This window comes from Bradyrhizobium sp. B117 (assembly GCF_038969555.1).
Lineage (GTDB): Bacteria > Pseudomonadota > Alphaproteobacteria > Rhizobiales > Xanthobacteraceae > Bradyrhizobium.
In genome coordinates this window covers 5,913,794-5,930,256 of sequence record NZ_CP152414.1, presented here as the reverse complement: position 1 = coordinate 5,930,256, position 16,463 = coordinate 5,913,794, and the positions used below count along the sequence as shown (strand labels likewise).

6 protein-coding genes are annotated in these 16,463 nt (G+C 64.2%); 2 read left to right on the top strand and 4 right to left on the bottom strand.

Going from position 1 to position 16,463, the window contains the following annotated elements:
- Positions 1–112 precede the first annotated feature (112 nt).
- On the top strand, positions 113–2,857 hold the full coding sequence (locus tag AAFG16_RS29130; protein WP_342730804.1) for a hypothetical protein: 2,745 nt from the start codon (positions 113–115) through the stop codon (positions 2,855–2,857).
- On the opposite strand, the gene AAFG16_RS29125 is transcribed toward AAFG16_RS29130, so the two are convergent.
- The gene (locus AAFG16_RS29125; protein ID WP_342730802.1) at positions 2,787–3,713 is read right to left on the bottom strand and encodes a class I SAM-dependent methyltransferase; all 927 of its coding nucleotides are present in this window, start codon (positions 3,711–3,713) and stop codon (positions 2,787–2,789) included. The genes AAFG16_RS29130 and AAFG16_RS29125 overlap by 71 nt on opposite strands.
- A gap of 1,092 nt (positions 3,714–4,805) precedes the next feature.
- Here AAFG16_RS29125 and AAFG16_RS29120 point away from each other — a divergent pair.
- Positions 4,806–6,317 carry a hypothetical protein gene (locus tag AAFG16_RS29120; RefSeq protein WP_342730800.1) on the top strand — a complete coding sequence of 504 codons (1,512 nt, stop codon included), beginning with the start codon at positions 4,806–4,808 and terminating at the stop codon, positions 6,315–6,317.
- Between the two features lie 292 nt (positions 6,318–6,609).
- Here the strand turns inward: AAFG16_RS29120 and AAFG16_RS29115 are convergent, their stop codons facing one another.
- The 3 genes from AAFG16_RS29115 to AAFG16_RS29105 form a co-directional block, all read right to left on the bottom strand.
- Positions 6,610–8,745 (bottom strand): Ig-like domain repeat protein, encoded by a 2,136-nt coding sequence (locus AAFG16_RS29115; protein ID WP_342730798.1) that lies wholly within the window; start codon positions 8,743–8,745, stop codon positions 6,610–6,612.
- Between the two features lie 713 nt (positions 8,746–9,458).
- Positions 9,459–13,943 carry an Ig-like domain repeat protein gene (locus tag AAFG16_RS29110; RefSeq protein WP_342730796.1) on the bottom strand — a complete coding sequence of 1,495 codons (4,485 nt, stop codon included), beginning with the start codon at positions 13,941–13,943 and terminating at the stop codon, positions 9,459–9,461.
- Between the two features lie 453 nt (positions 13,944–14,396).
- Positions 14,397–16,223, bottom strand: a complete 1,827-nt coding sequence (locus tag AAFG16_RS29105) for an autotransporter domain-containing protein (protein ID WP_342730794.1) — start codon at positions 16,221–16,223, stop codon at positions 14,397–14,399.
- Positions 16,224–16,463: the final 240 nt, after the last annotated feature.

Genomic DNA, 16,463 nt, shown 5'->3' with positions numbered 1-16,463 from the left:
TAATTCTGTAGCGATGCAAAGCGATGATCCGGCCGCCATGATCCGGTGGTCTCCTGTCGCGTACGCAATCTCAGGCAGATTTCGAGCCGGAACTGTTTGAGGAGACCGGGCGATGTCTGAGCCGACGAGCGTGTTGTCCATCATCGCTTTGAGAGAAACCATCACCCCTTCCTCAACCGGCGGTGTGATCCAAGCCGGCGACATCGTGACATTCACGTTGGCCATGAGCAGCGCCGTGACCCTCACGGGCGGCACGCCGACATTCACGCTCAACGACGGCGGCATTGCCGTTTACGACGCGGCGGCAACCGCAGCATTCGGCGATTCGACCAAGTTGGTGTTCAGCTACAAAGTCGCAGCGTCCGATTTGTCGGTGGATGGCCTCTCCTTCGTGCGTGGCGACCAGAACGGCTCCATCATCATCGATTCCACAGGCCGAGGCCCCGACTTCACCGGCGTGTTCACCACTCCCTTCTCCGGCATTCGGGTCGACACGCCGCCGACAACGGTGACATCTGTCGTGGCCTCGCCATCAAACGGCGTGGAGCACGTGGGCGACACCGTGACGTTCACGGTGACCATGAGCCGTGGTGTGACGGTCACTGGCGGCGCGCTGACGTTTACACTCAACAATGGCGGGATCGCGGTTTTTGACGCGTCCGCCACCGCTGCGCTCGGCGACCCCAGCAAGATGGTGTTGAGCTACACGGTTGGAGCGTCCGATCTTCCGTTGGATGGCCTGTCGTTCGTGCGCGGCGACCAGAACGGTTCTGTCATTGTCGACGGGATGGGTCTTGGCCCCGACTTCTCCGGCGTGTTCGCCGCCTCCTTCTCGGCCATCCACGTCGACACGCCGCCGACGACGGTGACCTCCGTCACCGCTTCGCCATCAAACGGCGTGGCGCATGCGGGCGACACCGTGGTCTTCACGGTGACCATGAGCCGCGCCGTGACGGTCACGGGCGACGGACTGACGTTCACGCTCAACGACGGCGGCGTCGCGGTCTATGACGCGGCCGCAACCGAAGCGCTCGGCGATCCCACCAAGATGGTGTTCAGCTACACGGTCGGTGCTACCGACTTGCCGATGAGCGGCTTGTCCTTCGTGCGTGGCGATCAGAATGGCTCCGTCATCGTCGACGGGATGGGCAGAGGCCCGGATTTTTCGGGTGTGTTCGCGGCGTCGTTCTCGGCACTTCAGGTCGCGACGACTGCGCCGGGCGTCCACGCCGCCGGGCCTCAGTTTCCGCTGGGCGACTTTTCCTTCAGCATATATCCAGCGCCAATGGCGGCATTGACGAACGGAAATTTTGTGGTCGTAGGAGGTAACGCCGGCTCTGCCAGAATCTTCAGTCCGGATGGCGCGCCGGTGTCCGCTCCGGCGACCCTGCCGTTTCAACCCGGTGTCAAGGTCACGGGACTGGCGAATGGCGGGTTCGCTGTCGCGGGCGTGCATCAAACCTACAACTCCTCTGTCTTCCCGACTCAGTACTACGACACCATCGAGGTTCAGCTATTCGACTCGACTGGCGCCCCGACCGGCGCGCCGCTTCAAGTCAGCCCCCGGACAACCCATCCACAAAGCGTGTATCTCGGCGATATCTCCAAGCTCACAAACGGCGGCTTCGTCGTCGAGTGGGGATATTCGAGTCCGACCGGTGAAATCAGCCTCCAGAACAGCCGCGCGATTCAGATTTTCGCGGCTGATGGGACCAAGGTCGGCAGCGAGATCACGGTCGATTCGGGGGCCTGGGGAGTGGCGGGTTTAGCCGACGGCAATTTCGTTGTGGTCCAGACCCATCAACTCGTACCGGAGATGACTGCACAGATCTTTGATGCCAGCGGCAATAAGGTCGGTTCTGAATTCAGACTCGCCTCACAACCGCCAAACGGCGGAGCCGGCGCCAGCATTGCCGCGCTGCCGACCGGCGGGTTTGTCATCGCGTGGGAGTCATATGAAGCCGGCTTTGCTCACCCGCTCTGGGTGCAACAATTTGCCGCCGACGGCACGAAAATTGGATTGCAGTTCCGGCTCGACCGGCCAGACTCCGGATTCTCTCCCTTCTACCCCAAAGTCGCCGCGTTGGCGGACGGCAATTTCGTCGTGACGTGGCGAGAGAATAACGCCGCAAAAGCGCAGGTGTTCGATGCGTACCAGCAACAGCCAGCCGGTCCCGCCTACGGTCTCGGTGTCTCGTTCGGGGATCGGGTCCAGGTCGCCGCGCTCCCTGACGGGGGCTTCGTCGTGAACGGGTACGATAGCCTCGGCCGCATCACCATTGCAAAGACCTACGCTCCGGACATCGCCGTAACCGCGATCGCAGCAGGCACGACACTCGATATCCCGGGCACCTCCACCGCCAAGCTCGCTTTCGCGCCGGGCGGCGCGACGCTTCAGCTCGACAATTCCGACGCGTTCGCCGGATCGATCACGGGATTCGGCGACGGCGACCGCATCGACCTGGCCGATATCGCGTTCAGCGGTGCGGGCACGACGCTCGGCTATACGGCGAATGCCAGCAACAGCGGCGGCCATCTCACCGTCTCCGATGGCACGCATATCGCGTCGTTGACGTTGCTCGGCCAGTACGCCGCCACGAGCTTCGTGGCTGACCTCCGACGGCCACGGCGGCACGCTTGTCAGCGCGGCCCAGGATGCGGCCAATCAGTCTCAACTGGCCGCGCATACCTGACAGCCTGCGCGAACCCGGTGCGCGCTCGATCGTCGGGCGCGTCTGCTTGCGACAACGCACCAGCGGCCATCGCCGGTGCCGCTACGGCACCGTTTACCCGCGCACGCGCAGATAGATCGACGACGGAAAATGGCCCGTCGTATTGGGCACGTTCAAGCCGTTGACGTCGGGGATCGGTACATATTCCGGAAAGACCTCCTTCAGCACGTCCTGCGCGTCATAGTGCAGCATGCTGAGGCAGAACAGGATCTCCAGCCGGTCGTTGTTGGTCAGCAGCGCCTGGAGCACGGTCGTCTCGGCGCCCTGGAACAGCGCGTCCAGGAGATCGCGCTGAAACGAGTAGGGGAAATAGATGTCGTGAATGTGGATCACGCAGCCCGGCTTGATGCGCGGTATCACCTCGAGATAGAGGTGAGCGACGTCGCCGACCGGCCGGACCACATGCGATGTGTCGATGAACAGGAAATCGCCGTCTCCAAGCTGATCGAACGTCGCGGGGTCGAGTTCCTCCACCTTGGCGGCCACCAGCTCGATCTCGGGCGAGCTCTTCAGATAATCGCTCGGATATGGTTCGATGCAGGTATGTCTGCCGGGATGCCCCTCCGACGCGTTCATCGCCAGCGCCTTCGTCGCGCAATGTGTCGACACGCCTGACCCGACCTCGATTACGCGCTTGGGCTTGAGCCAGCGCAACACGCCGTGCAGGGCTTGCGCCTCGACATAGCCGAAGCCCGGCCCAAAGCCCTTGGCCGCGCCTTCCTGGTAGGTGCTGTTGCCGCGGTATTCGGGCTCGAACGGCTTGACGATCTCCCGCAGGCGCGAGGCTTGCCGCGCGATGTCGGCGTCGATCCCGGTCATCGGCGACCGCTTCGCCCATTTGTCCTTCGTCCGTTCCAGCTCGCGCACGTCGGCGATCGGCGTGTAGTAATGGTTCGGCAGCACGACGAGGCCGCCGCTCAGCGCCACCCGATGCACCCTCAGGAAGGTCGATTTGATGATGTCCCTGGACAGCCTGTTCACGCGCAACATCCCCAATTCGTCCCGACGGACACCGTCTATCACGCGAAATACGACAGTTTGATGCGGTGCGCGTTCGATATGATATTTCGTGGCGGCAATATCGTCATTTGGCGTGACGTTCGGGAATCCGTCTGCTTTTTTTGTTGCATTTCGCCGTCCGGCGCGAGCTTCGCGAAATCGATTTGATATCATAATATAACAATCAGGCGTTACATTTTATCGCCCGCTCTCCCTGGCCTTGATGTCCAGGGAGGGGCGTCCTTGCGAATTTGCAATGCATTGAAGATGTCTGTTTCGCGACGCAATCTTTTGAAGGCAGGCGCGCTTACCATCCCGTCAGTGACGTTCGCTTCAACGAGCAGCAACGCCGCCTGCAACTCCGATCCGAGCTATCTCACCGGGATCGGTCCTGATCCCGCGCATTCGGCGGACATTGCCGGCCTGGTCGCGCGCAGGGCGCGACCAGGCTTGGCGAGCGCCAAACCGTTTCGCCCGCCCACAGCCCGCGGCGCACATCTCGCAATCTTCCCGCGCGCATCATTCGTTATGTGATGTTATCATAATCCTGTAGCGATCGAGGGTGATGATGCTGTCTGCCGCAATCTAAGCGGGCAATTCTGCTTCTGGGGAATAGCATGCACATCTTGAACAATCCGGGCCGTCCAGCGGGCCGGCAGCATCGTCGTCTCGTTCTCGCGGCTGTTGCCGCGACCGCGCTGAGTCTGAGCCAGATTCAGATCGCCGCGGCGGACGCGACCATCTCGATCGACGCGGCTTCGACGCTTCCGCAAAATGGCGGCAACGTGCTGCCGACGCTGCGGAACATCTTCCAGAGCGGCAATGCGCCGGGCTCCGTGAGCGGTTACCCCGATACGCTCACCGATCAGATGCTGCCGCTGCTCGCGGGCATCGGCACGAAGCGGGCCCGCCTGCTGCTGACAGATGAATATTGCGATATCGACGCCCAGGGAAATTTCGGCGGCAACGACGCCGCCACCCCTCCCACCTTTAGCGCGGGCGATTGCTTCCCGCTGTCGTGGCAGCTCGACTGTCAAGGCCAATCTTTCACCCCACATGGCGGTCGCCTCGCACATGCCGATCAGCTTTATTCACTACGGCGAGCCGGAGACGTGGGGCGACCGGCGCATCGATCCGAACAACGCCAACAGCCCGAAAATCATCGATCACTACAAGGATTACGCCAAGGCACTGGTGCGCTACATCGCCACCAGGGCGTTCACGGGCAGCGCGCAAACGGCGGTCTTCGAGGTCAGCAACGAGATCGACATCGCGGCTGATTACCCGGTGTGCAACGGCTCGACGTGCACCCCTCCGTACCTCGGCCCCTGGAAGCGCTGGCTGTGGTGGATGAACCCGACGACGTACAGCTTCAGCTCAACTGCACAGGCCTACGCGATCACCGACGAGGACAATCCGCAATTGGGATTTCCCAACAATGGCGACGTGCGGCGTCTCGGCCGCAATCTCCTGCCGGTGCAGAAGATCTTTGCCGACGCGATCACCGCGGTGAACGCCGAGCTTGGCCAGAACAGCGCCTATAACGGCAAGACCATCGAGGTCGCGGGCCCCGCGATGGCCGGCTGGAATCTGATTGTGAGACCGCAGGGAACGGGCCCCTCGCTGGAGGAGCAGTTCATCGAGCAGGTTTTCAATCCGTCCGCTCTGCCGTACGGCGCCAAGTTCAACATGCCGCTCAATCACTTCTCGTTCCATTACTACGGCTCGGTCGAAACCCTCCGCACCAACACGGTCGAGCATGCCTGCGATGACGTCACTCAGCCGTTCGCCCTGTTCGAGCAGATGACCAATGCCTACAGGGCCAAGCTGAATGCGTACAACATGCAGAACGTGCCGCTCTTCCTGTCGGAATGGGGACCGTCGAGCTGCTCGAACGGCGACGTCAACTGGTCGCACAAGGGAGCAGCATGGGTTGCCGCGTTCCTGCCGGAGGCGCTGGCCCAGGGCGTGACGATGGGATCCTTCCTCACGGTCGAGGATCGGCTCGTCTATGGCGGGCCGGCCGCTCCTTCGGCCCTCGGCACGGCCAGCCTGCTGCACACTTATGGCAGCGAAACTTCCTACACTTTCCTGCCGAAGCCGCACACCAACGTGTTCAAGATGTACAATCTGATGACGGGGCTGCGCAATCAGGTCACGGTGACGCCGACCTCGGGGTCGCACCTCAATGCGTTCGTCACCAGCGACCAGAGCTCGACCAATGTCATGGTCTACAATTTCGACCCGTATCTGGTGTTCAACAACGACGCCAACACCCGAACCGGCACGGCGGAGAACTTCTCCATTTCCGTCTCGAACATCTTCAAGACGGTTGGCCACAGCGGGCCGGTGAGGGTCAAGCGCTACCAGGTCGACGCGACCACGAGCAACCTCAAGAACTTCATCGACTACGCGAACGCTCATTCCGGCAACACCAGCGGCGCACCGGATCCGAGCCTGCAATTGATCGAGGACTACACGGCGACCGCGGTCAACGGCGAGGTTCAGCTCCAAAGCTCGACCGCAGGCTCGACGCCGAAGCCGTTGGGATTGGGCGTCACGCTCTATCGCATCACGCTGAACTGACGCGCTTCGAGCGGCCCGAGAGGGCGGCAGACGATGAAGAGCGGCGGCCCTCAGGCCGTCGTTTTTCGTTGCCGTTAGTCGTAATGCGCGAGCATCTGTTCCAGCGATGGAGCGGCGGTCGTCGTCGCCGAGGGCGGCAGCAGGGACACGGCAGTCAGGACGTGGAGCATGACGAAGCCTGCCGCGATGATCGCCAGCAGCGCATTCTCGCTCAGCGGCGGAGCTCTCGCGCTGCTCTTCTCCGATCGACATTGTCAGTGGTCCTCCAGGCTTGGCGAAATCATTGGCATCATCAGAAGCCGTACTTCACTGCCCCGCGCAGCCTCTGGCTTTCGATGCCGGTGAGGGAGCTCGTCAGCAGATATTCCAGATCGAGGCTCAGCGCGTTGCCGACATCGGCGCGCACGGAAAGACCGCCGGTCATGGTGTCGCGTGCGGTCGAGGTGCCGCTGAGCGCATAGCCGGAGGTCAGGCCGACCAGATCGACGTAGTTCAGGCCCTGCACATAACCGCCGTCGAACGCATGCCGCCATTCCGCGCGGACGGCCGGCGTCAGCACGCCCCAGCTTTGCAGGATGGGATAGGCGAGGCGGCCGCCGAGAACGCTGGCGATGCTGGTCGTGTTCATCCTGTCATAGCTCAGGGCCCACGCGCTCGAACCCGTTTCGCTGTAACCGTCGAGCGTCGCCCTGACGACGTCGAGCCGTCCATAGGACGAGAGCTTGAAGCCATCCCATTTGGAGACGTGGCTCAGGCCGAGCGAGCCGAACACGTCGCGCCCCGAGCGTACGCCCGAGAGCATGACGTTGCCGTCGCCGGACCAGCGCCTGCTGTCGAAGCGGAGCGCGCCGTAACCGCCGGCGACGTCGAGATAAGTGTGCGGCAGGAAGCGCCAGCTCGCATAGAGCGTAGCATCGAAGCTGCTCGCATCGATCCGCGAGCCGTTGGTCCCGCCGTCGGTCCGCTCGAAGCCGAGGCCGACCGCCATGCCGGCCTTCAGATCGTCGAGGATCCGCCGGTCGAAGCCGAGGGTCAGGCCCGAGCTCGTGAAGCGATTGTCGAAACGGTTGTCGTTCTGCAACCGGCCGAAGTCGACGGTGCCCGCGGTCCAGATGTGGAACGGCAGAAGGTTGGTCTTGTTGAGTGCGTCCATCGCCTGCGGCAGCGCTGCCGCGAGCTGGCTGACGGCGCGGCCCGCATCGCTTTGCGTCGCAGCGCCGGTGCGGACCGGCAGGTCGCTGGCATAGCCGAGCGCGGAGGTCGCACTGGCCTGGCTGTCGAGTGGGTTCGCCGCACGCGTGTCGCCGGTGAGGCTGGCCGATGCGATGTTGGTCGGGCCTGTTCCGTTCCGGGCCGTTTGCTGGCCGCCACCGGAGCCGTTCCCGGCGCCGTCGTCGTCCTCGTCGTGCAGCGCTTCGAAGCGACTGAAGATGTTGCTGATCTGGGCCTGCCCGAAGCGGACGGCGCTCGATACCTGGGAGCTGACGAGGCCGCGCACCGTCGCGTCGGCGGTCGGATCGGGGCGGCCCACGGTGAGGGTGATGGCGCTCGAGGTCGCGCTGGCATTGTTGCCATCGCCGCCATAGACGGCCGTGATCGCATGCGAGCCCTTCGCGAGGGCTGGAGTGGCGAATATCGCCGTCGTGCCCGATACCGTCGCCGTGCCGAGGATGGTCGCGCCGTCCTTGAAAGTGACGGTGCCGGTCGGCGAAATCGCGCCCGACAGCGTCGCGGTTAGCGTCACCGATTGCGCCGTTGCTGGCGTCATCGTCGAACTCGCCACCGAGAGCATCGTCGTCGCCTTGGCGGCCGACAGCGTGGCCGAGGTCGAGGTCACGGAGACGTTGTTGATATCGCCGTTATAGGTTGCGGTGAACGTGTGAGAGCCCGGCGGAAACGAGCCGAGCATCAGGATGGCGGTCGGGCCCGACAGCGTGGCGGTGCCGAGCTGCGTCGAGCCCTCGTAGAAGGTTACGGTTCCGGTCGGAGAGCTCGCACCGGTCACTGTTGCAACCAGGGCGACCGAGGCGCCGTTGTTCGAGGACGTCGAGGACGCGTTGACCGCGATCACGGGAGTGACCTGAATCACCGTCGCGGTCGTCCCGCCCGTCGCGGTGTTGTTGTTGGAGTCGCCATTATAGGTCGCGGCAATCGCGTGGGTGCCCACCGAGAGAGTGTTTACCGTCAGGCTGGCGGTCGCGCCCGAGACGGTCGCCGTGCCGATCGAGGTCCCGCCATCATAGAAGGTGACCGTTCCGGTCGGTGCCGAGGTGCCGCTCAAAGTCGCCGTCAACGTCAGCGCGTTCGTGTAGGTCACAGACGAAGCAGAGGGCGAGACGGAGAGTGTGGGCGAGGCTTTGTCGATCGTGATTTGGTAGGTCACGATGAAATTGTTAGCGTCGGCAGGATAGGTGTCGGATCCATCCACGAACCAATATCCGCCGGTGTATGTCCCTGCCGCAGTTGGCGTCCCGGTCACTACAAAGGCGCACGTCTTGCTTCCGAAGGCATTGGTACCTCCCACAGTGAGGCCCGGGAAGTTGAAGTTAGACGGCTGAGGGTTACATGAGACGGTGTCCGTATAGACGATGACTGTCTGGGAATACGGTGTTCCGATCGTTGCGCCCGGTAAGATCCGGTTGGCGCGGGCGGAGCCGTGAACGGCGAAAAACACGAAGATCGCCAGCATCGCGGCGAAGCTTAGCTGCCCCAACCGAAGCCGCCTGCGGCACGCAAGCATGTCGAAATAAACAGAGATCATTTTATCCGCCCCCTCGTTCGGACCCAGGCCGAAGACTTGTTTCGGCGGACCCGCCTGGGGCGGGATGTGCGGCCTGAGAGCCTGCAAATTCGCGCGACACACGTCCTGCGTGTCTGGATCGACTGATGCTCAGTTAGGCGAAGGGCGCGGAATCCACCATCAACGCGGGTTGATGCTGGAGATTGGCGGGTCTACTCCACACTCGGAGTCAGCACCTGCAAGGTTCAGTCGCACAGCCCCGATATCGCCGATTGCCCGGCAGGCGTCCGGCCGGCGAGGGCGCGCAGCTACAGCGTTCAGATCAGCAACGTTCTCAGCACGCGCAGCCAGACGGCACATACCGGGCGCATGAGCTGACCTGATCGGCGCCGCGGCGGGCCTCAGAAGCCGTACTTCACTGCCCCGCGCAGCCTCTGGCTTTCGACGCCGTTGAGGGAGCTCGTCAGCAGATATTCCAAATCGAGGCTCAGCGCGTTGCCGACATCGGCCTTCACGGAAAGCCCGCCGGTCATGGTGTCACGCGCCGTCGGGGTGCCCGTGAGCGTATAGCCGGAGGTCAGGCCGGCAAGATCGACGTAGTTCAGACCCTGCACATAGCCGCCGTCGAAGGCGTGCCGCCATTCCGCGCGAACGGCCGGCGTCAGCACGCCCCAGCTTTGCAGGATCGGATAGGCGAGGCGGCCGCCGAGAACGCTGGCGACGCTGGTCGTATTCATGCTGTCGTAGCTCAGGGCCCATAGGCTCGAGCCGGTCTCGTTGTAGGCGCCCAGTGTCGCGTTCACGATATCGAAGCGGCCGTAGCTTGAAAGCTTCCAGCCCTCCCATCGGGAGACATGGCTCACGCCGACCGTGCCGAAGAGCTGGCTGCCCGCGCGCTGACTGTCCAGCATGACGTTGCCGTCGCTGGACCAGCGTTTGCCGTCGAAACGGAGCCAGCCATAACCGCCGGCGACGTCCAGATAGGTATGGGGCAGGAAGTTCCAGCTCGCATAGATCGTCGCGTTGAAGCTGCGCGCGTCGATCCTCGATCCGTCCGTTCCGATCTTGTTGTGGTCGAAGCCGAGACCGAATGCCGCGCCCGCCCTGAGGCCGTCGGTGACGGTTCGATCGAAACCGAGCGTCAGTCCCGAGGACGTGAAACGGTTGTCGTAGCTATTGTCTCTTTGCAGCCGGCCGAAGCCAACCGTTCCGAAGGCCCAGACATTGAAGGGCAGCAGATTGGCCTTGTTGATGCTCTCGACCGCGTGAGGAAGCGCGGCGGCGAGCTGATTGACGGCACGGCCGGCGTCGGACTGCGATGTCAGGCTCGTGCGGATCGGCAGCTCATCGGCATAGCCGAGTGCCTGTGCTGCTGCGGGCCGGTCGTTGAAGAGGCCGGCCGCGCGGCGGTCGATTTCGGAATTGCTGGCCGATGCGCCGGACGGGCCTGCGGCCGCGATCGGGCCGGAACCGGATGCGCCATCATCCGCATCGTGCAGGCCTTCGAGACGCTGGAATATGTTGCCGATCTGCGCCTGGCCGAAGCGGACCGCCGTCGACACCTGCGAGGCTACGGTTCCACGCACCGCCGCGCTTGTGCCAGGATCGGATCGTCCGACCGTGAGCGAGATGGCGTTTGATGTTGCGGCGGCGTTGTTGCCGTCACCAGCATAGACCGCGACGATCGAATGCGCGCCCGACGCCAGGGGCGGGGTCGTGAAGGATGCAGTCGAACCGGAGATCGTCGCCGCGCCCAGCATGGTCGTGCCGTCCTTGAAGCTCACGCTGCCGGTCGGGGAAGCGCCTCCCGACAATGTCGCCGTCAGGGTGACGGACTGGCCGGCCGCAGGTGCGCTCGCCGAGCTCGATACGGCGATCGAGGGCGCGGCCTTGCCGATCGTCACCGCGATCGCGCTCGATGTTGCCGAGGCATTGCTGCCGTCGCCGCCATAGATCGCCGTCAGGGAATGGGAGCCGACGACAAGCGTCGATGTTGCGAACGTTGCGGTCGCGCCCGAGATGGTCGCCGTGCCGAGTGTGGTCGTGCCGTCCTTGAAGGTGACGGAGCCCGATGGCGAGGAGCCGCCGGAGAGCACCGCGGTGAGGACCACCGACTGGCCGGCGGGCGCCGAAGTCGTCGAGCTGGACAGCAGGATCGAGGGCGCTGCCTGGCCGACGGTCACAGCGATCGCACCTGATGTCGCGGCGGCATTGCTGCTGTCGCCGGCATAGACCGCGGTGATGGAATGGCCGCCGGCGGTCAGCGCGGAGGTCACGAGGATTGCAGTCGAGCCCGAGACCGTCGCAGTGCCCAGCGTGGAGGCGCCGTCCCGGAATGTCACGGTGCCGCTCGGCGAGGAGCCGCCGGACAATATTGCCGTGAATGTGACCGACTGGCTGGCGGCCGGCGACGTCAACGAGGCCGACACCGAGATCGAAGGTGAGACCTTGGCGACCGTGACGGTGGCGGCGCCGGAGGTCGCCGCGGCATTGGAGCCGTCCCCGCCATAGGCAGCCGTGATGCTGTGCGCGCCGATCGCGAGCGCCGCCGTCGTGAAGGTTGCCGTCGTGCCCGAGATCGCGGCGGAGCCGAGGACGGTGGCGCCGTCGTTGAAGGTCACGGTGCCGCTTGCCGATGATCCGCCCGAAACCGTGGCGGTGAAGGTGACCGACTGTCCGGCCGACGGCGAGGTCGACGAGGCCGCGAGCGCGAGCGAGGCCGACGCCTTGCCGACGGTCACCGTCACGGCGGTCGATGTCGCTCCGGCGTTGCCGCTGTCTCCGCCGTAGACCGCGTTAATCGTGTGTATCCCGACCGCAAGCGCTGCGGTGGCGAAGGTTGCGCTCGAACCCGCGATCGGGGCGGAGCCGAGGACGGTGGCTCCGTCCTGGAAGGTCACGGTGCCGCTCGGTGACGATCCGCCGGACAGCGTTGCCGTGAAGGTGACGGACTGGCCGACGGCCGGCGCGGTCGATGACCCCGAGAGCGAGACCGAAGGCGATGCCTGGCCAACGGTCACCGTGATCGCGCTGGAGGTGGTCGTCGCGTTGCTGCCGTCGCCGCCATAGACGGCGGTGATCGCATGTGTGCCGACCGTGAAGCTGGAAGTTGCGAAGGTCGCGCTTGAGCCTGAAATGGTGGCGGAGCCGAGCACTGTGGCGCCATCCTGGAAGGTCACGGTGCCGCTCGGCGAGGAGCCGCCGGAAAGTGTTGCCGTGAAGGTCACGGACTGGCCGACGGTCGGCGAGCTTGACGAGCTGGAAACGGTTAGTGACGGCGAGGCCTTGCCGACCGTGACGGTGATCGTGCCTGAACTTGCCGAGCTATTGCTGCCGTCGCCGCCGTAAATTGCGGTGATCGGATGCGTGCCGACCGCAAGCGACGAGGTCGTGAAGGTTGCAGTTGAGCCCGAAATCGTGGCTGCTCCGAGTGTCGCGGAGCCATCCTTGAAGGTCACGGAGCCTGATGGCGAGGAGCCTCCGGAAAGTGTCGCCGTAAAGGTCACCGATTGGCCGAGCGTCGGCGACAGTAAGGAGCTCGAAAGCGAGACTGACAGCGACGCGCTGCCGACCGTCACCGTGATGGCGTTGGAGGTCGCGCCGGCATTGTGGCTGTCGCCGCCATAGACCGCGGTGATCGTATGCGATCCAGTCGACAACGACGATACCGTCAGCATCGCGGCCGACCCGGAGACGGTGCCGGAGCCGAGCGAGGTGGCTCCGTCATAGAAGGTGACGGATCCGCTCGGTGAGGTGCCGCCGCTGAGCGAAGCGACCAGCGTTACGGGGTCGCCAGCGCTGGTCGACGTCGAGGATGCGCCCAGGGTGACGGTCGGCGCATCCTGCGTGATCGTTACGGTGATCGAGCCCGACGTGACCGAGGCGTTGGTGGTGTCGCCGTTGTAGGTCGCGGTGATCGTGTGCGGGCCGACGGACAGCGACGACACCGCCAGGATGGCGGTCGTCCCGGAGATGGTGGCGCTGCCAAGCTGGGTCGCGCCTTCCAGGAAGGTGACGGTGCCGCTTGGCGAGGCCCCGCCTGTCAGGGTTGCGACAAGCGCGACGGACGAGCCATAGCTTGCCGAAGACGACGAGGCGGCGAGTGCGATCGAGGGGGTGATCTGGGCCACCGTGACCGCGGCGGAGCCGCTCGTAGCCGAATTGTTGTTGGAGTTGCCCGAATAGCTCGCGGTGATCGCGTCCGATCCGACCGGCAGCGAACTGACCGTCAGGCTTGCGGTCATCCCCGAGAGAGACGCAGTCCCGACCGACGATCCGTTGGCGTAGAAGGTGACTGTTCCGCTCGGCGAATAGCCGCCGCTCAGCGTCGCCGTCAGCGTCACCGGATTGCCGTAGATGATGGACGATGACGACGAGGAGACCGACAGCGTCGGCGACGCCTTGTCGATCGTGATCTGGTAGGGGATGCTGCCCCAGCCCGAGCCCAGCGGGGTCGCATCCGGGGGAAGATTTCCGGACCCGGTGAAGAACGATATGGACCCGAAATAGGTGCCCGCCGCCGTCGTGGTGCCGCTCATGGAGACGGAGCACGTGGGGCTGTTCGACGTATCCGAAACTGTGACCCCCGGCACGAAGACGCCTATGTTCGAAACCTGGCAGTCGGAGATGTCGGTATAGATCGTGACGCTCTGCGAGTACGCGGTTCCGATCGTTCCGTTCGGGAGTGTCCGGAAGGCATGGGCCGGGGCGCTCGCGCAGAAGAGCAGAACGGCAGCCAGCCAAAGGCCGACCACAGCGTTTCGAACGGTGCGAAACAGCACCGTTGTGATCGGCTTTGCGTTGACGAACGACGATGTCGCTCGCGTGGCGCGGCTGCTCTCAAGGTGCCCGCCATGCGCTAGCTCATCGAGATCATCGGAATGCATGCCCTGTCCCCGTCGTTCGAATCCCGCGCGATGGACGTCGCAGGGATTGGACAGGCGAGGAGAGGGGACGTCAGAGGAGGTGATCCGCCAACGCTTGATATCTCACACACCTGAGATCGTTCTGTCGGGTCTGGTAGGCGACGGACGGCAAATCCACCATCAACGCGGATTGATCCTGGGACCGGGCAGCCGCTAGTCGCAGTCCTGTGACAGCGCCAATTGTCTCGGGGCTGTTCGGTCCGCCGTGGCGCGATCGCAGATCGTCAGGGCGACGATGTGAACGATCAGGAAGGCGGCGGCCACGGCCAGGAGCCAGCCCGTTTCATTCTGAGCGCGAGGCCGTGCGGCCGATTCTGCTCGCGCTGATTTGCCTGCAACATTCATGTTGTCCTCCGGAAGCCGTGTTGAAGTCTTCGTGTGTCCGCGCCACCGATTCTGCGGCCCGGTGCCGTCTCAGAATCCGATCTTCACGTGCGCACGCCCGCGCTCGCTCCGTGCGTTGCTGGCGATCAGTTCGTCGAGCTGAAGGCCGAGGCTGACCGAGCGGTTCACCTGCAGCTCGAAGCCGAGACCGATCAGGGCCTGGTCGCGCTTCTCCGCCGAGCCGAACGCGCTGTAGATGGTCGTGGGATCGAAACTGTAGGCGATCGCTTGCGTATAGGAGCCGCTCAGGCTGCGACGATAGGCGAGCTCGACGCTGGATTTGAGCGTGCCGGCGGACGTGTCCATCACATGGCTGAACCTGGTGCCAAGCACGCCGGCGAGATCGACGGCGGAGGTCTGGTCGAACGCGAGGTTGTAGATGCCGGCGCCGGTCTCGACATAGCCGTCGAGCCGGATCCATTGCAGGTCGAGCCGCGCATACGGCGCGATCTTCCAGCGCTCGACCTTGATCTCGCGGCTTACCGACAGCGAGCCGAATAGGTCGTTGGCGCCGCGATGTCCGGAGCCGAAGGCCTGCGCGGAGGTGTCGTAGCGATAATTGCCGAGCCTGCCGACGGCATAGCCGAGGATCGCGTCGATGAACCACTGCGGGGCGACGCGGTAGCTGGCATAGGCCTGTGTGGACCAGATATTGGCGTTGATGTGCGAGCCGTCGCTGCCGATCGTGGCATGATCGATGCCGAAGCCGACGGCGACGCCGGCCTTCAGGTTTCGGGTCAGGCGCGAGTCGACGCCGGCGGTCAGTCCGGTCGAGGACACGTTGTATTTGGCATCGGCATAGGTGGTGTCGCGGCCGAACAGCAGCGCACCTGCGGTCCAGTAGCGCAGCGATGAATCCGATCCCGCCGGCACCGGCACGGCCTGTCCGTCTTTCGAGTTCTGCCGGGCCTGCGTCATGTCGGAAGCGGAGCTCGTCCTGTCTCCGGCATTCGCCGGCAGGCCATACTGTCTCTGCGATGCCGGCATCTGTGCGAAGGACGCCCTGTTGCTGACAAGGGGGACGTCGTCATTGTGCAGCTCGATCAGCCGGTCCTGCACATTGTCGATCTGCTGCTGTCCCATCACCTGCACGGTGTGAACCTGGAAGTCGACCATCGCTTTCACGTTCGGATCAAGGGTCGGATCGGGCATGGCCGCGTAGCGATAGATGGCCGTCCCCGTGGCGGAGCCGAGCGGCGTCGTTACGGTGACATCGACCGCACCCGCTGCGTGCGGAGGCGTCACCACCGAGATCTGCGTCGCGCTCAGCACCGTGAAGCCGAGCACGTTGACGCCGCCGAATTTGACCGAGGTCGCGCCAGTGAGGTTCTGGCCGATGACGATGGTGGTTTGCTGTCCGGCGATCGGGCCTGATGCCGGATTGGCGCTGGTCACCACCGGGCCGGGGCTGGGAGCGGCCGTGCAGGTGACCGTGACGTCGATCTGCGACGGCAGGCCTTCGCTGAGGGCGTTCCAGCCGAAATTCTGCGTGCCCGACGTCGCCACGGTGATCTGCAGCGTGCCCGACACGACGCCGGAGTTGTCGGTGTTGTGGCCGCCGACGCCCATCTGGATGCCGTAGACGAGGGTCGTATCGACGACGAACGTGTAGTTCAGCTTGATGACGTCGCCGGCGGTCAGACACACCGGCGTGTTCGGCTGAGAGTCGGCCCCGCTCACGTTGAAGGCGCCTGCATTGATGCCGGCACAGGTGGTTGCCGCGAGCGCCGAGCCTATGCCGGTTGCCTGAAGCACAACGAGCAACGCGAGCGTGCGGAGCACAGCCAGGGGCGCCGCCGAGGTCGCCCGCTTGAAGCCGGCGAGACGTGCGCACCTGTCGAGACAAACGAAGGCCATACCCAATTCCCACTCGTCGGGATCCCAGCCGCAGTTGGCTGCGACGTGGACCCGCGTGTGAGGCGACGTCGGACCTGTCTGGGATCGAACTAAAGGGCTGGTAGGCGAAAGGCGTGGAAACGACCATCAATGCGCGTTGATCTTCCCGCCGGCCGGAAACGAAAGAGCCGCCGACATTGGCTCTGGACGAGGGTGGATCAACTCTGCAATGGAAGACCTCAGGGTGAATGAGCGCGAGGA

Coding starts and splice junctions, on each gene's coding strand:
- AAFG16_RS29105 (WP_342730794.1), bottom strand. CDS start 16,223: ATGGCCTTCGTTTGTCTCGACAGGTGCGCACGTCTCGCCGGCTTCAAG.
- AAFG16_RS29120 (WP_342730800.1), top strand. CDS start 4,806: ATGCCGATCAGCTTTATTCACTACGGCGAGCCGGAGACGTGGGGCGAC.
- AAFG16_RS29130 (WP_342730804.1), top strand. CDS start 113: ATGTCTGAGCCGACGAGCGTGTTGTCCATCATCGCTTTGAGAGAAACC.
- AAFG16_RS29110 (WP_342730796.1), bottom strand. CDS start 13,943: ATGCATTCCGATGATCTCGATGAGCTAGCGCATGGCGGGCACCTTGAG.